This window comes from Lacrimispora brassicae (assembly GCF_054772055.1).
In genome coordinates this window covers 118,890-140,039 of sequence record NZ_BRYH01000055.1, presented here as the reverse complement: position 1 = coordinate 140,039, position 21,150 = coordinate 118,890, and the positions used below count along the sequence as shown (strand labels likewise).

The window sequence follows — 21,150 nt, the reverse complement described above, 5'->3', positions numbered from 1 at the left end:
ATTGTTGATATTGTTTACCTAAAAAAGACAGGCTGCCCTTATTGGAATTTCTCCCCATCAATCTCGTCGATCACCGCAGTAAGAGGCTCCATTTCCTGTTTGCGTACCAGAATGTTTGTCCAGCCGCCAATAAGGGCATTTTTTCTTTCGGAAAAATATTCGCGGATGCTGGCTTCACTTATATGGCTGTTTGTATGTACTGTAATTGTCAGATTTAAAATCTTTGCAATGGCGTTTTCCCTGCATAGGTCGATGATTGACTCATATAAGTTTTGATTTAAGAAAGTGTCATGCATAAACGGTTTCCTCCCATAGAATTTTTTGAATTGCGGTTTCAACTTCCCGACAGATTTGGGGCAGCTTATCTCTTAAAACAGCACTGAGTTCATGGCCAAAACCAATTTCGGAAATTTCAATTCCGATGAGATAACCCCTGAACCGGACTCTGTACAGCTTCATGAGTTCCACCATGCTCAGATCATGCTGCATGGAGAACAAGGAAGGCTGTGACATTATATCTTCAAGGCGGAAGAGATGAACCTTTCCAGGCTCTGCCCTTGGGGAAAGTGCGTCAAGTATAAAAATAAAGTCATCTTCATCCAGTAAATAAAAGCAGTTTTGAAAATCGGTTTCACCAATGATTACATGGACATCCTGTTGGGTCAGCCGGTCTTCCAGCATTTCGGCAGCTTTAATTGCTATAGCGTCATCCTTCATAAACCGGTTGCCAATAGCAACTAATTTCACCATATCCTTGTCTCCTTCCCTAAATTTGTTATTTATCAATATATATGTTGGACATAGTCAAATATTCTTTGCCAAGGGAAGATTACAGAAATGGCAGGCGCCCTGGAAGAAATTGCAGCTTCCAGCGACATCTTATCCGGATTGGCCGGGGAACTCCATGATATGATCTTAGAATTTAAAATATAACACCAGGAACCGGTGCATGCCTTGTTGTGACAGGCATACACCGGTTCCCTGTTTTTATCCGGCCTGGAGCCGTTGTGATAGGATACCATTCTCCACACATTTGGCCGCATAAGTGGCCAGCCTGGATCCTCTGTCCGGATGAAAGGTATTTACGGCTTTAATGAGTCCTATGGTTCCTACGGAAAGAAGGTCTTCCATATCATAATCCGTATTCTGATACTTTTTGGCCACATGTGCCACCAGGCGCATATTCCGCTCGATGAGTGTGGCTCTCGCCTCCCGATCCCCCTCCTGGTATCGTTCCAGACACTCTCGTTCTTCTCGCGCAGTTAAAGGTTTGGGAAAAGTTTTCAAAGAAAGCCACCTTAAACTTACTTACTCTCATTTTATGCCGCCCTTCTCCCTAAAGTGCTTTTACAAAAAATATTGGCTGGTACTTATTTTCCCTTTCCACCGCAAAACAGGCAATACTGGCGGACACGCCCAGCCTCTGATGCCGATGGACAGGATTCCTTCCCCCATTCATTTCCGGAATCAATGATGGAACAAGCGGACTCCTGTAAAGGCCATAGCCATTCCGTATTTATTGCAGGTTTCAATTACCTGGTCATCCCGGACCGAGCCCCCTGGCTGGGCTACGTAGCATACCCCGCTTTTATAGGCCCGGTCAATGTTGTCGCCAAAGGGGAAGAATGCGTCAGATCCCAGGGAAACCCCTGTCAGCCGGTCCAGCCATGCCCGCTTCTCTTCTCCTGTAAATACGGTTGGTTTTACCCTGAAAACATTTTCCCATCTGCCGTCTGAAATTACATCCATATAATCGTCTCCAATATAGACATCAATGGCATTGTCCCTGTCTGCGCGGCCAATGCCATCTACGAAAGGAAGCTCTAAGACCTGAGGCGCCTGGCGCAGAAACCAGTTATCTGCCTTATTTCCTGCCAGTCTGGTGCAGTGGATGCGGGACTGCTGCCCTGCCCCGATGCCGATGGCCTGTCCCTCTTTTGCAAAGCAGACCGAGTTGGACTGAGTGTATTTTAACGTAATAAGGGAAATGATTAAGTCGATTTTTGCTGATTGGGGAATTTCCTTGTTCTCTGTCACCACATTCTTTAAAAGTTCTTCATCAATCTTCCCTTCATTTCTTCCCTGCTCAAAGGTGATCCCATAAACCTGTTTTCTCTCAAGAGGCTCCGGCTCATAATCCGGATCAATCTGGATGATATTATAGCTGCCGTTTTTCTTGGACTTTAAGATTTCCAAAGCCTTTGGCTCATACCCTGGAGCGATGACTCCGTCAGACACTTCCCGCTTGATGATCCTGGCAGTATCCTCATCGCAGACATCAGAAAGGGAAATGAAATCCCCAAAGGAAGACATGCGGTCAGCGCCTCTTGCTCTGGCATAGGCACAGGCCAGAGGAGAAAGCCCTTCCATATCCTCTACCCGGTAAATTCTTGCAAGCGTCCGGTCAAGAGGCAGTCCCACTGCTGCTCCCGCCGGGGACACATGCTTAAAGGAAGTGGCTGCAGGAAGGCCGGTAGCTTCCTTTAATTCCTTTACCAACTGCCAGCCATGAAAGGCATCCAGAAAATTAATATATCCCGGCCGGCCGCTTAAGACCTCAATGGGAAGTTCTTTTCCCTGGGGCATAAAAATCCTGGAGGGTTTCTGATTGGGGTTACAGCCATACTTTAATTCCAGTTCATTCATCTTTTGTACTCCTGTCATTGATTTTTATTCACGATCCGGGTCTCATAAGCTCCGGTTTCTATATCAATATACCTTACAAAGAGAGAGATCTTATTTTCCTTGTGGAGGCTTTCCCATACCATGTCAGTAAATTCGTCTATATGGTCAAGGGCCGCCACCAGCTTTGGCTCTCCTTCAAAGCTTGGCAAAGGGGTTCCATCGTGCATATAGGTGTGAAGGAAATGAGCTTCTCCTGCCGCCGGAGTGTCATAGGCATAGGTATAGCGGTTGCAGGAGTCCGGATCCCCGTGATTGCTCTTTATGAGAGACATGGCATAATTAAAACGGCCGCCCTCCATATGCATGATTCCGGAAATGCGGGGAGTATAATTAGGACTATCCGGCTCAAATTCCCTGCACCGCAAGGATTGTTCAAAGGTTAGCTGGATATCCATTCCCTTATAAATGGTATCGGTCTGATCTCCGTTTGTGACGATGGTCTTATTTCCCATAACCCGCACCGGAGCGTAAATAATGAGACTTGGATCAGTGACCTTGGAAGGGTCAAAGGCCTGGGTGCGGATTCCTGTCCCCTCCTCCACAAACACCCGGTTTCGGCTGTTTTCGCTTCTCCCCATAATGAAGTAAGCGGCAACCGCTTTCCTGCCATCCGGTGTTTTTCCCATGACAATGCCTCTTCCCGGATAGGAGTTGTTTTTTAAATCCTCTTGTAAAGAAATCAAATGCATCAGTTCTGCTCTCCTTTCTGAATAAAAACAAAATATAGAGTTTTGATTCATGGCACATAGTTTTCTGCAAATCAAAAAACCGCCTGGACATCCCATAGGGTGCCCAGGCGGTCGGCTTTTATTGTATCGTGCTCCCCGTGGTATAATTTCCACTGATCCGCCAGTCACACGTACCTTGTTTAACATCATATTATATTCCCTGAAAAAATGCAAGCCCCTTTTGTAATTCAACTATTCATTCCTTATGGCGGCAAGAGGACTCAGCTTCATGGCCCTTAAGGCAGGGAAAAATCCTGCAGCCATGCCTACAAAAACAGCAAAACCAACGGCTGCCATGGACAGCCAGGTGGGGATCCTGGAAAGATCGCCGGGCATGCCTGGCATAAAGCGGCCGGAAAGAAACTTGTTAATGATGAACGAAACCCCGTAGCTGAACAGGATCCCCGACACTCCTCCTAAAAAGCCGATAAAGCCGGATTCCAAAAGGAACATGTTCTTGATATTATTCATATCGCATCCCAAAACCTTCAGGATCCCGATTTCCTTCGTTCTTTCATAAATGGACATCATCATGGTATTGGCAATACCGATGGCCGCCACGAATAAGGAGACAGCCCCGATCCCTCCCAAAAGGGCCTGAACCATCTTTGCCTGCTTCTGGGATTGCTCCAGCCATTCCATATTGCTGTTGGCCTGATAACCCATATCTGTAATGGCTTTCTGTACCTCCGTCACATGGTTCATATCATCTACTTCCACAATCGCCTGCTGGTAAATAAAATAGTTATAGGGCTTCCCCTTTTTATTGGTTGGCTGGTTGGGAATGGGCTTCTTTTTAAAAATCTGTTTTAGCTGGGCCTTTAAGGCCTCCAGGTCCACATAGACGTTGTAGCTGTAACTATTCCATTCCTCCGGTCCTCCGGCCACCAGTCCGGCCGTTGGTACCAGATACTTTTTGGGCGGTTTGACGGTTGTGCCTCCGTCTCCCGTTCCCCCGCCTTGAGACTGATAATATGCATCCATATCAAATATCACAAACAGGGGTTTATTCATAAAATCAATGTCCGGAATGCTGGAAGGATCCTCATAATAATCGTAACGGTTGCTTTTTGGATTGTTGAAATTCCTGGCCACCATATTCCCAACGATCATCTGAAGGTCCCTTTTTCCCGGTTCCGGGATGCGGCCTTCTTTTAATGAAATATTTTTCATATATTCCTGGGTGACTCCAACAAGGTTGATGTATGCCTGATAAGCTCCCTGGGTCATCAAAACGTTAGTCTCCAAAAGGGGAGAAGCAGCAGTAACGTGTGGGATCCTGCCAAACTGTGCGATCACATCATCTGTCATGTAATTTGGGTCCTTGCTGCTGTCATTTCCTCCCCACATGGCGTTGGAATATACGGAAACTTCTGTAAGGCTTCCATAGGAAGCGATCTGTTCCATGGTAAGTTCATTAAAGCCGATCCCCAAAGACACCATGACAACAATGGAAGCCGTACCGATCAAAACTCCCAGAACCGTTAAAAATGTCCTTAGCTTCCTGCGTCTTAAGTTATTTACACTCATGGATAGCAAATCGCTAAATCTCATTGTTATTTTCCTCTTCCAGTTCTTCCTTTTTCCGTTTGCGCTTTTTAAGCACAAATACAGTCCCAAAGGTTCCTATGGCCAGGGCGGCGATCACCACCGGAATAATAATTTTTCCATATTTGGAAGAGCCTTCCGGCTCTGTTACCACTGGAAATTCTCCTGAACCGTCCATTCCGGGATCCTGATCCATCTGTTCTGTTACCGTTAAAGCCAGTTCCTTTTCAATAGGATCGCTGACTACGCCGTTTTCATCCTCATAGGTGATCATAACCTTGATTTTCCCATCATCCATGGTTGGAGCTGTTCCGGTGATCATGGCATCTACATTCCCGGATTCTCCCGGCTTTATATTTCCTACATAGCTGTTAGTCTGCTGGATGGAATCCCCCACAAAGGCCACCATTACATTGTAAAGGAGAACCTTTCCCGTATTATTGATGGGAAACATCACATTCGTCTCTGAGCCTACGGAAATCGTATCCGGCATGATCTCAATGGTCCCTGTATTCAGCCTGGATACCTGCTTGACAGGAATGTTCACCGTCACCTTTTCTTCCGCGTTCTTAAACTCAGGGCTGTCATACTTTTCAATGATGGTAATGGCATAGGTCCTTTGATCCACCCAGGCTCCTGCCCGGAGCTTCACTTTAATATCCGCGGTCGCACCTGCGGAAAGGGAATTCACAACAATGGATGAGGAGCCGGAATCCATGGTAAATACTGCGCTGTCCGTAACTTTTTCTGATTCCAGGTTAAAAAGGATGTTGCTTGCCGCAACATTTTCGGAGGCGTTCTTCATATGAAGGGTCAGTTCAAACTCCTCCCCGGCATAGACTGTTTCAGGATTCGTCTGGAATCCATCCACGATGATTCTGGCCTTTGTCCTGTCGTTGGCATTGAAATCGCCGGTCTCCTCTTCCTTGTCTTTATTCTGAACCTTTACATAGAAGGTTTCTTCTGCTTTCTGGACATCTCCCTCGGTACTGTCACGGTATTCAATGGTAAAGGTAATGGGATAGTATCCGCTGTAAACATCCTTGCGGATATTCATGCTGTATGGAACCTCCATCGTCTCGCCGCCGCCGATCCGGTCGTAATGCCTGGTGTAGTTTCCGTCGTTAATATCAAAGGGGAATTTGGTGCTGTCCTGATCCAGTTTCATGCGGACATTCACATCAAAAGCCGTAATTGCAGAGGAATTGCGGACATTCATATTAAAATTCATGGTTTGGGGATAGATGCCGGAAGGCGTATTCTGGTTTTCTCCCAGTTCGAACCGGATGGTTCCTTCATCTTTCCCAGATTCCGTAGTTGCGGCGGATTTTGTGATCCAGATGTTGACCGTTGCGGGACGGGCATCAGGAAAAGAAATCGGCGATCCGTCTTTTCCGCCAGCGGTCGCACCGAATACAACCTCTATGGGCACTGAGTAATATCCGTCTGCCAGATCTCTTCGAACTTTCCCAGTAAGGGATACATTCTTAGAGCTTCCATCTTTTACTGTTCCTATCATTTTATTATTAAAGGTGTCAGAGGTGATCTCAAAAGGAAACGTGCTTCCTGAATAAGTTTCTCCATTTGCTTTTGCATCACTTTCCTCATTCACTGATTCATCTGAAAAGCGAATTGCCACATTATTTAAGTCAATACCTTCATTGTTTTTGAAAACCATATTGATGGTCATGTTCTCCCCTGTCTTTCCAGACGGAACTTTTTTAACCTCAATATAACTCTCGTCTGATCCTGGCCGGGCAAAAGCTACCCCCGGTACAGCCGAAATAATCATAAGGATTGCAAGCAGCCATAAAAATCCTTTCCTACCCTTCTTCATTTCCAATGTCCTCCTTCGTATCCTCATGATGCTTTTCTTCAATTTTTAAGATTTTTCCATCTACTATATGGAATTGTCTGTCTGCAAACTTTGCAATATAATTATCATGAGTAACCATGACCAGGGTCTGATTCTGCTCCCTCACAATTTTCTGCATTAATCTTAAAATTTCCCTGGTAGTTTTGGAATCCAGGTTTCCAGTGGGTTCATCCGCAAAGATAATCTTAGGATCTACTGCCAAAGCTCTTGCAATGCCGACCCTCTGCTGCTGGCCTCCCGACATCTCATTGGCCATATGCTTCATCTGTTTTTCAAGCCCTACCAGCCTTATGTACTCCCTTGCTTTTTCGTTCCTTGATTTCTTTTGCACTCCCCGGAATGACAGAGGCAAGGCTACATTCTCTACCGCATTCATGGTCTGTAAAAGATTATAGGACTGGAAAATAAAACCCACATGCTTTCTGCGGAATGATACCAGTTGATTTTCCGAAAGCTTTTCTATATGGTTCCCGCCGATGACGATCTCTCCTTTTGACGGCTTCTCAAGACCGGCCAACATATTTAAGAGAGTGGATTTACCGGAACCGGATGGGCCTACGATCGCACAGAATTCCCCTTTGTGTATGGTAAAGTCCACGCCGTCTAAGGCATAGACCTTTGTGTTTCCTACTTTGTACACCTTATAGAGATTCTTGACCTGAATCATAGGTGTTTTATCTTTTTCCAAAGCAGATTCCTCCTTAATATAAGTCTGCAGTGTGAGTCGGTGAATGCGCGGGTTGGGATGGGGATATGTAGTGTGGCCTGGGAACCGTAATTCAACCCGCGAACCCGCAGTGCAGCCAGGGAACCGGCCGGTTCCCTGGCTCACGGGCATTCGCCCTATGAAGGAGAGCAAGGACAAATTTTCTTATGTGCAGGCACAACGAAAATTTGTCCTTGCTCTCCTTCGCACTGCTCATTGCTTCATGAACATTATACAACAAGATATTTCTATTGGTCATTCTTTATTTTCTTACACTTCCTTAAATATTCCTTACAGGGGCGTCTTTCCAATTCTTGGAAAAAAGATATAGGTCTGGCTTACATTATAAATTCAAAAAAAGTATTGAAATATTTCAGCTAATACTGTATAGTAGATGGGATAGAATTTTAAACCATAACTTAGTGGATAAAGGAGATTCTTATGAGACATTTACTTAACCCGTTAGACTTTAGTGTGGAAGAAACTGGACAGCTTTTAGATCTAGCCAAAGACATCGAAGACAATCTTCCAAAATATTCTCATGTATGCGATGGAAAAAAATTAGCGACATTATTTTATGAGCCAAGTACAAGAACTCGTTTGAGTTTCGAGGCTGCCATGTTGAATCTGGGCGGCAGTGTACTAGGCTTTTCTTCTGCCGACTCCAGCTCTGCCGCAAAGGGAGAAAGTGTTGCCGACACGATCCGTGTGATCTCCTGTTACTCAGATATCTGTGCCATGAGGCATCCAAAAGAAGGCGCTCCGTTGGTGGCTTCAACCCATTCCACAATTCCGGTTATTAACGCCGGTGACGGCGGACACCAGCATCCCACTCAGACACTTACAGATCTTCTCTCCATCTGTTCTTTAAAAGGACGGTTACATGATCTGACCATTGGCCTCTGCGGCGACTTGAAGTTTGGTCGTACCGTTCATTCTTTGATTAACGCATTGGTGCGTTATCCTAATATAAAATTTGTGCTGATATCACCGCCTGAACTTCGGGTTCCTGAATATATTAGAGAAGATATACTGAAAGCAAATAATATTGAATTTACAGAAATGGACAGCCTGGATGAAGCCATACCTTCGTTGGATATTCTTTATATGACCCGTGTACAGAAAGAACGTTTTTTCAACGAAGAGGACTATATCCGTTTAAAAGACTGTTACATTTTGGATAAGAAGAAAATGAAGCTGGCAAAAGAGGATATGTTTGTCCTTCATCCGCTTCCCAGAGTTAATGAAATTTCCGTAGAAATTGATTGTGATCCACGTGCAGCCTATTTCAAACAGGCCGAATACGGCGTTTATGTAAGAATGGCATTAATTATGACATTATTGGAGGTGGCAAAACCATGCTAAATATCAGTGGATTGAGAGAAGGAATTGTATTAGACCATATTGAAGCGGGAAAGAGCCTGGATATTTACTTCCATTTAAGTCTGGACCAGATGGATTGCCAAGTAGCCATTATTAAAAATGCAAAAAGCAACAAGATGGGCCGTAAGGATATTATTAAGATCGAAGGCGGTCTGGACCAGCTTGACCTTAATGTTTTAGGATATATCGACCATAATATTACGGTGAATATCATACGGGACAATCAAATCGCAGAAAAAAAGACATTAAGCCTTCCAAAGAAAATCATCAATGTGATCCAGTGCAAAAATCCCCGCTGCATTACATCTATTGAACAGGAACTTCCTAATATTTTCTATCTTTCTGATGAAGAAACGGAAACATACCGGTGCAAATACTGTGATGAAAAATATACAAAATAAAATAGCTGTTCATTTCCTGCATCTGGCACCAACTGCCTTTGTAACAGATCAGGCATCATAACATATATGAAAAAAGCCGGAAACCCCGGCTTTTTTTCATATATGTTGCTTGTGTATTACATACGATTCAAAATCCAATACCTTTGTCAACTCTTCACAGCTTCTATAAACCCTGTAATTCTTGGCACAAGTCCAAAGGATCGTAAATTTACTGTGTGATTTAAATATTTAGTCTAATAAATCGTTAATTTTACTAGCTGCATCTTGATCCAGAATAACCATTCCGTTAGGTAATAATTTTAACACAGTAGCAGGTATCTCATTACCTGGACGGCTTCTATACATTTTCTCAACAATATCTCTTTTCGCTCTGCCACCTACCTGCAGAACTACTTTTTTAGCTTCAAACATATGGCGTATTCCTAAGGTAATTCCTCTGGTTAACTTCATATCCTGAGAGAAGTATTTTTGACCAACTTCCATGGTGACTGTATCCAGTGAAATCACTTTGGTATAGCTGTTAAAATCCACTCCCGGCTCATTTAACCCCAGATGTCCATTCATCCCCAGACCAAGAAGCATACAATCAATACCTCCCTTTTTAAAGATGTATTCATCAACTCTTCTGCATTCCATTTCTAAATCCTTTGCATGTACATCAAATAATGTAATCTGATCTTCCCTTATAGACAATGGACGGTAGAAATTATGATACATAAATGAGGTACAATTCTCAGACACATCCTCCAAATCAAGCCATTCATCCAACGCTACAAAAAAAGCATTGCTGAAATCTATCTTCTTTTTCTTAAACATTTCCGCCAGTATTTCAAAAGTTCTTTTTGCTGTACTCCCCGCCGGAAGACATATCAGTGCATCTGGTTTTTCTTTGACTACATCTGCAATGCACTTTGCGCTGTATTGTGACATGGATTCAAAGTCTTCACATACAACGGTCTCAGGTATATGTATCGGAAATGTGGCTCCCAGATTTTTGGCAATCTCCTCCATACAATTTACCATTTCATGATTTTTTCGGCTCTTTTCAATACAGGCAATACAATTTCCATGCATCCTACATATCACATATGGACATGGACATTTTTTATTTATCATCTTTTCTATCCTTTCACTGCGCCTGCCGCCAGACTTTTTTGAACATTATCACTTAATAAAATATAAATGATTATCGTTGGTATTGTCGCCACTACCAAACCGGCCCCTATCAGCCCCCATTTTGTGGAATATTTCCCTACCATATCCATGACACCTACCGTAATTGTTTTAAATCTTTCCTCACTGATAAACGTAACAGCAAGCATCATCTCATTCCATGAACTTAAAAACGTTAATATTGCGACTGTTGATAATGTGGGCTTTAACAGGGGCAATATAATCTTAAAAAAAATCTTGTAAATGGATGCCCCATCTATAAATGCGGCCTCTTCTAACTCTACAGGCAGATCTTCAAGTGCACCGACCATGATTAAGATTGCAAGAGGCATGGCAAAGGCCACATAAGGCAGTATCAGAGCCAGGTAGCTGTTTAAGACAGGCTTCAAATTGACAAAAAGCGGTAAGAGAACTGCATGAACAGGCAGCATCATTCCAACCAGAAACAGCAGATAAACCGGCTTACTAAGACTCCATCTAAGCCTGACAATGGCATACGTAATCATTGAAGATAATATGAGTGTCATTCCTATTGTAACTATAGTAACCATAAAGCTGTTAAATAAGTATCCCGCAATATTAGTCTGCTCAAAAACCGTCGAGAAGTTGTTCCATTGCCATACTTTTGGCAGGCCAATAATATTACCGCCAAAGATTTCTTTATTTCCTTTCAATGCAAATGTTATCATCCAGTACAAAGGAAACAACTGTATCATTGCAATAAGGGTCAGGAATATCATAATAAGTATACTTGAAGTTTTATGTTTTACTCCCATGATTATTTCACTCCCCTTCCTTTTAAAATCTTGAATATATGCTGGATTAGCAATGTTAATAATAAACATTCTATTATGGTGAACATGGCAAGGCCACTTGCATATCCATATCGGTTTTTAGAAAAGATCTCTGTATACATCAACATGGTAGGGACCTCAGTAGAATGTAGCGGTCCCCCTTTTGTTAGTGCATAAATTAAGTCAAATGATTTAAGGGAACCAATTACTGCAAATATTACGCTAGCATTAATCATCGGAACAATCTGTGGAAGTGTAATATGAAAAGCAATCTGTTTCTTATTTGCACCATCTACACCTGCTGCCTCAAGTATATCAGGAGATATGGATTTTGCTGCCGAATAAAACAAAAGCATATGGTACCCAATATATTGCCATATCATAGGAATGAATACTGCAATTAATGCAGTTGCAGAATTCCCCAGCCACTCATTCTGAAGATGATCCAGTCTAAGTAACCCTAAAATATTATTAAGCAGGCCATAGGACGGATGATAAATTTTCATCCATAATTGGGCTATGATAGTTGATGAGATAATAACGGGAACAAAATATATGGTTCTAAAGAATTTTTCACCCTTGACCCCACCGGCCAGAATCAGGGCTAAAACCATGGAAACAGGCAGTTGAATAAATACAGACGCGGCTGCAAGTGCCAGGGAATTTAAAACTGACTGATAAAATAATTTGTCCTGAAATAATTTTATATAGTTTTTAAGCCCTACAAAGCTTGATGCGGTTATCCCATCCCAGTTTAATAAACTATAGTATGCTGACTGTATAATCGGCACAATTACAATCAATGCAAACCACAGGAGTCCCGGAAGGATAAAGAAACAAATTGCTTTCTTATTTCTTAACGAACGTTCCATAGAAACTCTCCCCTCTGTATAAGAAATCCATTATTCAGCCGCCTGCTGCATTTCTAACGCACCTGTCGCATCAGATTGCTTCTGCTCTTCATTGGCCTTTTGCATTCCGGCAGCAAATTCCTTTGGCGTAACGGTTCCGCCAATCAATCCCTGTAATAAATTGTAATGTGCATCAATTGCGCTCCCCTCCAAAAAGGTATCCCAGGCTAATACATAACCGTCAGCATCCTGGGTAAGTTTCTTAATCTCTACCAAGACAGGATTAACCTCTGATTCATCTATATCTGTATTCCAGGCCGGAATACTATCGCCGATTTTATAACATTCTGTAGATAGATGTTCTGCTAATGCAAGAGCAAATTTTACAGATTCTTCTTTATATTTGGTATTGGCATTTACCATCAGCCCATCAATTGCACCACCCATAAAGGAATTAATATCTCCCTTCCCATTTTCAATGGAAGGCATAGGCATAACCTTTACCTTTCCCTTTATTTCATTCTCTTCATTTTCACACTCCATAGCAACCCAGCTTCCACAGTAATACATCGCTGTGTTTCCCAATAGAAATTCCAGATTTGCTTCATCCGAACTAATTCCCAATGTGCCATTTGGAAAAGCCCCCGCATTGTTTAGGTCTACAAGCAGTTGTGCCGATTGCACTATCTGAGCGGTATCAAGAGATGCTTCTCCGGCCAGCGCTTTGTTACATTCTGCTGTTCCGGCTGTTCTAACAGCCAGTGCATTCTGGATCATGCCTATATGCCAGGCATCTTTGGCACCTAAAGTGATTGGAGTAATCCCATTATTCTTAAAGATTTCCACTGCTGCCATTAACTCTTCCCATGTTTTAGGATATTCCACGTTATTTTCTTCAAAAATCTCCGTATTGCAGTACAGTACTCCTGCCCATTTCTTTAAAGGCACACCATATGTTTTCCCCTCATATTGAAAGTATTCCAGGACACCCCCCAGTAATCTTTCTTCCGTTTTGTCCGCTTTGAGATAATCATCTAAAGGCAGTATTACACCTGCTTCTACATATGGTTTTGCATAGCCTCCACCATAACACATAAACACATCTGCCTGGGAACCATTGGCAGCGGCAACCTTTAGCTTGCGATGCTGATACTCTTCTGCCTGGGTAGCGTCTGCCTTAATCTTAACATGTGGGTTATCTATTTGATATTGTTCGATAAACTCTGTAATAATATGGGACACATCACCTGTAGGCCATATGTGCCAAAGTGCAATAGTAACATCCTCTTTTGAATCCTCACTTTTATTTTCAACTTTTCTTGATGAACTGCTTCCACACCCCGTTATACCAAATACCAATAAGCTTATCATAAAAAAACAAACTACCTTCTCCATTGTCTTTTTCATCGTTATTCCTCTTCTCCTAATATTTGATTTCTTTTCAGATGATACTTATCTGCTGTATTTCCTATATTATGGGTTACAGATTCTGATATATGATCTAAAATCATATCCATTCCAAGTAATACTGCTCCTACTACAGGCTCATAGATTGCATCTAAGATCATAGCATGAATGGCATGTTTGTGAATCTCTAATGAAACTGCCTCTTTTAGAACCGGAACCTTACATTTAAATATACTTCCCGATAAAACAACTTTTGCCGGAGTATCTAACATATCCATTTTAGCCATGGCAGCAACAATATATTTTGCAATTGCTTCTCCAAAGTCACTAAATATTTTCACTGCTGCTTTATCATTAGCCATAGCGGCGCGTTCTAATAATATAGGGAGATACAGCAAGTTTTCGTTACTAATATTACCGTTAACTTTTTGATATAATAATTCCTCCACAGAGGACATCTTAAGGTAGTCCAGCAGCAATTGAGTCATCATCGTTTCTTCCCCCAACCCTGATTGCCCATCTATTACAGCCCTTATCATTGCTTTACCAAGGGCTGCTCCACCCTGAAACTCATCGTCTATGTAATAACCCCATACGTATTCTTTATTTTCACCATTTCGGACAGCACAGTTTAAGCCTGAACCTGCGCATAGAATACAACCGCAATAATCGCTTATCTCTGCCCGCATGGCAATCAGGCAGTCATTCACTACTTTTATCCGGGAAATTCCCAGAATATTGCCCAACGCCTTTGCTAATAATTCTTCTTCATATTCCCAGTCCAGCCCTGACATACCGGCCACTGCAGCAGTAATGTCTCCCAGTAGTAAATCAGCTTCTTCCAATGCAGAATCAACCGCAAGTTTAACTGCTTCCATAGCGTATGCCATACCACTTATGGAATGGCATGCCCCATAACTGGTACCCATACCGAGAATCACTCCCAGTTCATCACATAGAATCGCATGAGTCTTGCTGGCCCCCTGGTCGATACCTAAAATATATCTCATCATTCATCATCTTCCCCTATTCATAATCTCTTTTATGTTCTTCACAGCCTGTCTGCCTGAAAGAACTGGGGTAAATATTCTTTATTTGCTTCAAATAACTCAGGAATCAGCTTCTCCACCAAATCATACTCCCGCACCAGCGGATGTGCCAACAATGCAAGTTTTGCTTTTCTAATGTCACCCTCTACGGCCGCTTCTACCGCTAATTGTTCGTAATTCTTAACTGCTGCGATCAGGCCCCAGCACATTTGCGGAATCTTAGAAACGTTAAGAGGAGCCATTCCTCTGCTGTTTACTAAACAGCCTATTTCTACTACTGCGCTGTCAGGAAGAAATTGAATCGCTCCATGATTGGATACATTGACTACCATTTCTGTATCGACATTGTTATATACCGCATTTACAAATCCCATGGCAACTTCAGAGTATCCTCCCCCTCCGCGTTTTGCCAATGCCTCCGGTTTATCTGAGTTGTTTTTATCTGCATAGGCTTCATATACCTCTTGTTCAAGCAATTTTACTTCCTCTCCCCTGGTTAATGGGTTACTTAGAACCTTTTGCACCTTTTCAGTTGTGTGATAATACCATTGTAGATAAGGACTTGGAATTACACCTAACAGTTTGATTAATTCCAGATTAACAGAATCATTTTCACTTGCAATTTTAATAAATTCTTCCTCAGTTACAGGACGGCCTCCTATGGTAATATTGCTTATAAAATTCATATGATTCAATCCTGCGTAATCGTATTGTACTTGATCATAAGATACACCTAAAGCTGCTTTCGCCCACATCTTTGGAAAGATACCGCCTGAACAAAAACCTGCAATATTTGCTTTTGTATATTTGGTAACAGCCTCTGTCACCAAACCTGTGGGATTGGTATAGTTAATAATCCAGCCATCAGGAGAAAGCTCCTCCATTTTTCCGGCTACCTCCAACATGACAGGAATGGTACGCATTGCTTTCATCATCCCCCCTGCTCCTGTTGTCTCCTGTCCAACTAATCCATATTGTAAAGGAATTTTTTCATCAAAAACTCTTTGTGTATTTCCCCCTACACGTACTTGAGTATCCACAAAGTCCGCACCATAAAGTGCTTGATTCAAATCCATTGTAGATTCAATCTTTGTATCCAAACCAATCTTGTATGCGAATCTCTGACAAAATCCTTTCATAATCTCCAGACGTTTTTCATCAATATCGTACAACATGATTTCCTTCACTGGCAAATCCTCTTTTCGCATTGCCATCTCGTCTAAAAGCTCCGGTGTATAAGAACTCCCTGCTCCCACGATTGTAAATTTCATTCCTTTTTTCTCATTCATATCTGAATCTCCTTTTTTGTGTATCGATACACATTTGATTTATAAGATAAGGGTTAAATGATTTATTAACCCTTATTTATACTTATTTAATTTTTCGCATTGTTGTTTCCCTTACAATCAACTCCGGATAATATACCTGCTTTTGTTTTGGTTCAACCCTGGATTCAATATCATTTATTAGTAATTCAACCGCTGCAATTCCCATTTGGTACAATGGCTGCCTTAGTGTCGTAAGTTTTTTTAATTCAACTTCCACCTTTTGCGGCTTATCATCATCAAATCCAACAATCATAATGTCCTCCGGAACGCTTACCCCCGCTTCCTTTAGAGCCATCATTCCTCCAAAAGCAGCCGTATCTGCTCCAAAATAAATAGCATCAGGCAGCCCTGCTTTGCCTGCCATCATTTCTTTCACTGCCTGATAACCTGAATCTATAGTAAACCCACCTTCATATATCATGTCAGCCTGAACTTTAAAATTTCTTTCCTCCATAGCCTTTATATAACCATACTTACGATCAATTGCTGCATTAACAGTCAGATCACCTGTAATATGATAGATCGTTTTACATCCACATTCTATCAAATGTTCAACCGCAAGTTTGGAACCGTATTGATTATCTAATACAATATTATTAATATCTAAGCCTGGAATTTCATTTTCTACCACAACAAAAGGGAACTTACTTACTGATAGCTGCTGAATAAGACTCTCATCATTAAGACTGCTTCCATATATAATAATACCATCTCCACGGCCCTGAGAGAAAAAATTAATATACTTATTCTTCAATTTCTCTTTATTCCTGCCGCTGCAAAACAATACATCGAAATCTGACTTGTCAATCTGATGTTCAATACCCAGAATTAAATCGAAGTAAAACGTATCACACAAATTATCAAGTACCACTCCGATAATCAAAGTTTTTTGCAACACCAAGGATCTTGCTAGAGCATTAGGGGTATAGTTCAAGTCCTTCATTGCCTGCAGAATCTTTTCCTTTGAAAGAGGACTGACACCCTTTTGATTATTAATTACGCGTGATACCAGTGTCTTTGACACTCCTGCCCGTTTTGCAACATCATATAGACTGGCCATATCTTTCTCCTTTTGTGGATCGATACACAAATCATATCATTCTTACTGAAGATTGTCAATAACCATATTCTTTTCTTAACCATACTCCTTTCTTTGTCTCTACATCATCATAATTAGAGCTGAAGTCAGCTCTGTTCTTGTCTCTATTAATCAGATCAATATAGAGTCCGTACCAGAAGCGGCAGCAGGCATTATTTTCATTATGATTTTATTGGGAGTATTATTGATCTCCATATAAGATAGATTTTTAAAAAACATGAATAACAGGCTAAAACCCATAACAAAAAAAGACCCAAGAAATCCTATGATTCCTTAGGTCCTTTTTTGAAAGCACTGAAAAACCCAAAAGTACAGACAATGTGACTGTTTTGGTTGGGACTTTTACAATTTTTAAAGTTTTGAGCAAGACGATAAGCCGGGTTATGTCGTTGAATGGCCATCTATCTAGGCCTGCCGTCGCCGACAGGCTCCAGCGACCTACCCGGGAGCAGACGGGCCGTCTTATGCTCCCTGTTCGGTCTTGCTTCGGATGGGGTTTACATGGACCCCTCCTGTTACCAGAAGGGCGGTGGTCTCTTACACCACCTTTCCACCCTTACCGCAGGTAAATGCCTCGCAGCAAGCTGCAAGGTATTTTACCCCACGAGCAGTCACCAAATTGTCGTGCAAGCACGTCCATTTGGCTCGTTGCCTTCGTGAGAAATGCGGCGGTATATTTCTGTTGCACTTTCCCTAGAGTCGCCTCCGCCAGACGTTATCTGGCATCCTGCCCTGTGAAGCCCGGACTTTCCTCACCTGCAGCCTTTCGGCTTTGCAGCTGCGGCCATTTGTCTTACTCAAAACTGCATTAGTATATCATATATTCATTCATTTGTAAAGCCATTTATCATCTAAACCTTAAAACAACTTCCTCCGATGAATTCTCTGACAATGGAATTGCGGGGAATATCCTCACTGTTGACCCCAAGAAAATAATCAAGGAATTTTAACAGGCGCTTTGCTTCCATATATTCCGGAGACTCCCTGGGAATGCCGAATAACAACGGCTCTGCAAACTGCTTCAGCACAGATAACTCATAAACAGTAGCGGAATTGAACATCATATCTGCAGATTCCTGGAAGGGGAAAATATATTCTTCCTCTCCTTCCCTCACCGACGGCCACATGCGTATGGTGTCATGTGCGGAAGCGCCTCTTGTTCTGGCATCCCGTACCATCCGCCGGATCAGACGGCAGTCGGTTGTGGGAATCCGGTTGTGTTCATCAATGTTCAACTGGGTCAGGGCGCTTACATATACCCGGAATTTACTTTCCTTTGGAAGAGAATAGGACAGCCTGTCATTTAAACAATGAATTCCTTCAATGACCAGAATATCATCCTTTCCCAGCTTTAAATAATCGCCCCTGTATTCCCGGACACCTGTTTTAAACTGATACCGCGGCATCTCCACCGTCTCTCCGGCCAAAAGAGCCGTCATGTCTTTATTAAACTGTTCAATGTCCAGACATTCCAGGACCTCGTAATTGTAGCTTCCATCCGGATTTCTTGGACTGTCTACCCGGTTTACAAAATAATCATCTACGGCAATGGGATGGGGGATCATTCCCTGAGCCTTTAACTGAACGGACAGGCGGTGGGAAAAGGTGGTTTTTCCGGATGAGGACGGTCCGGCAATCATAACAAACTTCTTGCTCCGGTCAGCTCCTATTTTTCCTGCGATCTCAGCGATCTTCTTTTCCTGAAGGGCCTCCTGAATTAAAATCAATTCATTGATGTTGCCAGATGCAATTTCTTCATTAAGCGCTCCCACATGGGAAACCTTCAGCCGTTCTCCCCATTTCACGCTTTCCTTTAATACCTTGAACAGCTTCTGCTTCGCCTCTGCATCAAAAACAGGTACCTCTTTGGGATTTTCCTTCTGGGGCAGCATGAGCATAAAGCCGTCATCATACGGTATTAAGTCAAAATATTTAATATACCCGGTATTTTGTACCATGTATCCATAATAATAATCTTCAAAACCGCCTATGCTGTAGATGTTGACACGGGAAACCCGGCGGTAGCGGAACAGTCTCTCCTTATCATACATCCGGTGCTTGTGGAACAGCTCAATGGCATCGTCCGTGTGTACGTTCCTCTTCATAATCGGGATTTTCTGGCTCACATATTCCTCCATGCGGGCCTTTACCCGGGAAAGCAGTTCCTCCGTCACTTCAACATTCCCATGAGCCTCAATGTAATAGCCTTTTCCAAGAGAAAAATCCACAGTCACCTTTTCAATATTTTCCGCTCCGGCTACGTCATAAAAGGCTTTCATCATAAGAAAAATAGTGCTTCTGTGATAAGTCTGGATCCCCGGCTGATCTTTCCCTGTAAAAAAATGAAGATTACAGTCAAACTGGACTGTTTTATGAAGTTCACTTAGCTTTCCGTTTATACTGACCAGTAAAATGTCATTTTCATACTGGGGCTGATACTCCTTTGCGATTTCTTGATAAGACATCCCAATGGGATATTCCTTGGCCGCACCGTCTATTGTAACAATTGCCATTCGCTTCCTCCTTATATGAATGTTTCAGGAAATTCCACTTCTGCCTTGCAGATTTCCAAGGCTTCTCCTGCTTCTTTCTTTAAGTATTCTTCTATAAAATCCAGAAACAGGTATTCCAGGCCGTAATGGCCGGCATCAATGACAGCCATATGGTTTGCTGCGGCATCGATCCCATTGTGATGGCCAATATCGCCGGTTATAAAAACCTTCACACCTGCCTCCAACGCCGGTTTCATAAGGCTTCCCCCGGATCCCGGACTGATGCCCACAAAACGAACGGCAGCCCCTGGAGCAGCCTCCCCGTAAACCGTGACAAAAGGAAGGCCAAACCGTTCCTTTACAAGAACGGCTATTTCCCTGACTGTCATCTCTTCCTTAAGATACCCTGTCTTCCCGATTCCATATACCTTTTCCTCCGGCCCTTCCAACCTTTCCCAGGTCATCACGCCTTCCTTTTCCAGTACATTTAAATCGGTAAGCCCAAGCCTTTCTGCGGCCGCATCAGCCATGCACCCCGGCGCTGCATCAAAATTCGTATGCATGGCGTAATAGGAGATGTCATTGCGGATCAGCTTTATAATCCGCCTGGATATAAAGTCCTTGTCATTGATTTTTTTCAGAGGCTTGAAAATAAGGGGATGGTGGGTGATCAATAAATCAGCCCCCTGCCGGACGGCGTTCTCCACCACCTCATCAGTAGCATCTAAGGCAATGAAAATCTTTTTCACCTCTTTGTCACTGCGGCCTGCCAAAAGGCCTACATTATCCCAATCGCAGGCACAGTCTGGCGGCGCCAGCCGTTCCAGTTTCTCTATTAATTCATCGCATCGCATCCTGTGCCTCCTTATTATAGGACAATTCCAGCTCCAGCTCTTCCCTTCTTCTGGCCGCTGACTCCGTCCCGCTGGCAGAAAGCCCACTCATAATCTGCTCCAACTGTTCCTCTTCCTTTTTTAAATACTCCATTAAAACAGGATCCTTGGATTCCAGCAGAGCCTTGCCATAACGGTAGGAGATTTCCCTTTGATTTATTCCGCCCAGAGGTTCCTCTTGCCCGCCATTCTTTCCAGGCAAAGCTTCCCCCAAAGGTATGCCCAAAGGGCATCCATGGTCTATGGCAGCTTTTGGTTTTCTGCTGACTCCTATGACGGAATAATATTTCCCTTCCTCTTTTATCATAGTCTCCTGCCAGGTAAAAAATGCCTCTTCCTCCAGGAATCTGCGCACCTTATCCAGCTCTGAGTGGGGGGATAGGACCCAGTAGGGAATGCCTTCCCACAAATCCCGGCGTCCCTCCAGAATATGTATCATAAGCTCTCCGCCCATGCCTGCTATGACCACACAGTCTGCTTCGTTTTGTTCCAATTTTAAAAGTCCGTCGCTTAAACGGACTTCCACTTGAGTTTGTAAGCCTGCCTCCTGGATATGGGCCTGGGCCCGTAACAAGGGGCCCTCCCTCACATCCATGGCAATGGCATATTTTGATTTTCCTTCCTGTACCAGATGGATAGGAATATAACCATGATCTGTTCCAATATCAGCAACTCTGCTTCCTTCCGGAACAAAGGAAGCGATTGTTTCCAAACGCCTTGATAACCTCATCTTAAAC

19 protein-coding genes, 1 other RNA gene, 1 pseudogene and 1 riboswitch are annotated in these 21,150 nt (G+C 42.9%); of the genes and pseudogenes, 2 read left to right on the top strand and 19 right to left on the bottom strand.

Translation table 11 applies throughout. From position 1 onward, the window contains the following. Positions 1 to 38: 38 nt before the first annotated feature. The 8 genes and pseudogenes from ACYVD3_RS24850 to ACYVD3_RS24815 all read right to left on the bottom strand — a co-directional run bounded on the left by ACYVD3_RS24850 (position 39) and on the right by ACYVD3_RS24815 (position 7,504). Complete coding sequence (locus ACYVD3_RS24850; protein WP_460645183.1) at positions 39 to 296, bottom strand: hypothetical protein; 258 nt, start codon at positions 294 to 296, stop codon at positions 39 to 41. Then, positions 289 to 750 (bottom strand): hydrogenase maturation protease, encoded by a 462-nt coding sequence (locus ACYVD3_RS24845; protein ID WP_460645182.1) that lies wholly within the window; start codon positions 748 to 750, stop codon positions 289 to 291. The genes ACYVD3_RS24850 and ACYVD3_RS24845 overlap by 8 nt, the downstream gene beginning before the upstream one ends. Before the next feature lie 261 nt (positions 751 to 1,011). Next, positions 1,012 to 1,287 (bottom strand): annotated as a pseudogene (locus ACYVD3_RS24840) (sigma-70 family RNA polymerase sigma factor); the annotation flags it as partial. A 180-nt stretch (positions 1,288 to 1,467) separates the two neighbouring features. After that, positions 1,468 to 2,646: a phosphoribosylaminoimidazolecarboxamide formyltransferase gene (locus tag ACYVD3_RS24835; RefSeq protein ID WP_460645181.1), complete on the bottom strand. Its 1,179-nt coding sequence runs from the start codon at positions 2,644 to 2,646 to the stop codon at positions 1,468 to 1,470. A gap of 14 nt (positions 2,647 to 2,660) precedes the next feature. Beyond that, on the bottom strand, positions 2,661 to 3,374 hold the full coding sequence (locus ACYVD3_RS24830; RefSeq protein ID WP_460645180.1) for an IMP cyclohydrolase: 714 nt from the start codon (positions 3,372 to 3,374) through the stop codon (positions 2,661 to 2,663). A gap of 94 nt (positions 3,375 to 3,468) precedes the next feature. After that, positions 3,469 to 3,552, bottom strand: a riboswitch (ZMP/ZTP riboswitch). 53 nt (positions 3,553 to 3,605) lie between these two features. Beyond that, positions 3,606 to 4,967, bottom strand: a complete 1,362-nt coding sequence (locus ACYVD3_RS24825) for an ABC transporter permease (protein ID WP_460645179.1) — start codon at positions 4,965 to 4,967, stop codon at positions 3,606 to 3,608. Continuing rightward, positions 4,957 to 6,798 (bottom strand): COG1361 S-layer family protein, encoded by a 1,842-nt coding sequence (locus tag ACYVD3_RS24820; protein WP_460645178.1) that lies wholly within the window; start codon positions 6,796 to 6,798, stop codon positions 4,957 to 4,959. The genes ACYVD3_RS24825 and ACYVD3_RS24820 overlap by 11 nt, the downstream gene beginning before the upstream one ends. Continuing rightward, positions 6,785 to 7,504: an ABC transporter ATP-binding protein gene (locus ACYVD3_RS24815; protein ID WP_460645226.1), complete on the bottom strand. Its 720-nt coding sequence runs from the start codon at positions 7,502 to 7,504 to the stop codon at positions 6,785 to 6,787. Before ACYVD3_RS24815 ends, ACYVD3_RS24820 begins: the two co-directional genes overlap by 14 nt. A 480-nt stretch (positions 7,505 to 7,984) precedes the next feature. On the opposite strand from ACYVD3_RS24815, the gene pyrB reads away from it, so the two are divergent. After that, a complete protein-coding gene (gene pyrB, locus ACYVD3_RS24810; protein ID WP_460645177.1) occupies positions 7,985 to 8,908 on the top strand; it encodes an aspartate carbamoyltransferase in 924 nt (307 codons plus the stop codon). Then, positions 8,902 to 9,327 carry an aspartate carbamoyltransferase regulatory subunit gene (locus ACYVD3_RS24805; protein ID WP_460645176.1) on the top strand — a complete coding sequence of 142 codons (426 nt, stop codon included), beginning with the start codon at positions 8,902 to 8,904 and terminating at the stop codon, positions 9,325 to 9,327. Before pyrB ends, ACYVD3_RS24805 begins: the two co-directional genes overlap by 7 nt. 228 nt (positions 9,328 to 9,555) lie before the next feature. Here the strand turns inward: ACYVD3_RS24805 and ACYVD3_RS24800 are convergent, their stop codons facing one another. From ACYVD3_RS24800 to ACYVD3_RS24750, 11 genes are all read right to left on the bottom strand, one after another. After that, positions 9,556 to 10,443: a glucosamine-6-phosphate deaminase gene (locus ACYVD3_RS24800; protein WP_460645175.1), complete on the bottom strand. Its 888-nt coding sequence runs from the start codon at positions 10,441 to 10,443 to the stop codon at positions 9,556 to 9,558. Positions 10,444 to 10,448: 5 nt separating this feature from the next. Beyond that, positions 10,449 to 11,276 carry a carbohydrate ABC transporter permease gene (locus tag ACYVD3_RS24795; protein WP_460645174.1) on the bottom strand — a complete coding sequence of 276 codons (828 nt, stop codon included), beginning with the start codon at positions 11,274 to 11,276 and terminating at the stop codon, positions 10,449 to 10,451. Positions 11,277 to 11,278: 2 nt separating this feature from the next. Continuing rightward, positions 11,279 to 12,166, bottom strand: a complete 888-nt coding sequence (locus ACYVD3_RS24790) for a carbohydrate ABC transporter permease (protein ID WP_460645173.1) — start codon at positions 12,164 to 12,166, stop codon at positions 11,279 to 11,281. 30 nt (positions 12,167 to 12,196) lie between these two features. After that, on the bottom strand, positions 12,197 to 13,552 hold the full coding sequence (locus tag ACYVD3_RS24785; RefSeq protein ID WP_460645172.1) for an extracellular solute-binding protein: 1,356 nt from the start codon (positions 13,550 to 13,552) through the stop codon (positions 12,197 to 12,199). Between the two features lie 2 nt (positions 13,553 to 13,554). After that, a complete protein-coding gene (locus ACYVD3_RS24780) occupies positions 13,555 to 14,565 on the bottom strand; it encodes an N-acetylglucosamine kinase (protein ID WP_460645171.1) in 1,011 nt (336 codons plus the stop codon). A gap of 38 nt (positions 14,566 to 14,603) precedes the next feature. Beyond that, positions 14,604 to 15,890, bottom strand: a complete 1,287-nt coding sequence (locus tag ACYVD3_RS24775; protein ID WP_460645170.1) for a 6-phospho-beta-glucosidase — start codon at positions 15,888 to 15,890, stop codon at positions 14,604 to 14,606. An 82-nt stretch (positions 15,891 to 15,972) separates the two neighbouring features. Next, positions 15,973 to 16,989, bottom strand: a complete 1,017-nt coding sequence (locus tag ACYVD3_RS24770) for a LacI family DNA-binding transcriptional regulator (RefSeq protein WP_460645169.1) — start codon at positions 16,987 to 16,989, stop codon at positions 15,973 to 15,975. Between the two features lie 395 nt (positions 16,990 to 17,384). Further along, positions 17,385 to 17,828, bottom strand: an RNA gene (gene rnpB / locus ACYVD3_RS24765) — RNase P RNA component class A. Positions 17,829 to 17,879: 51 nt separating this feature from the next. Then, positions 17,880 to 19,541, bottom strand: a complete 1,662-nt coding sequence (locus ACYVD3_RS24760; RefSeq protein WP_460645168.1) for a uridine kinase family protein — start codon at positions 19,539 to 19,541, stop codon at positions 17,880 to 17,882. 11 nt (positions 19,542 to 19,552) lie between these two features. Further along, positions 19,553 to 20,374 (bottom strand): Nif3-like dinuclear metal center hexameric protein, encoded by an 822-nt coding sequence (locus ACYVD3_RS24755; RefSeq protein ID WP_460645167.1) that lies wholly within the window; start codon positions 20,372 to 20,374, stop codon positions 19,553 to 19,555. Next, the gene (locus ACYVD3_RS24750; protein WP_460645166.1) at positions 20,361 to 21,143 is read right to left on the bottom strand and encodes a tRNA (adenine(22)-N(1))-methyltransferase; all 783 of its coding nucleotides are present in this window, start codon (positions 21,141 to 21,143) and stop codon (positions 20,361 to 20,363) included. Before ACYVD3_RS24750 ends, ACYVD3_RS24755 begins: the two co-directional genes overlap by 14 nt. Between the last annotated feature and the right edge of the window lie 7 nt (positions 21,144 to 21,150).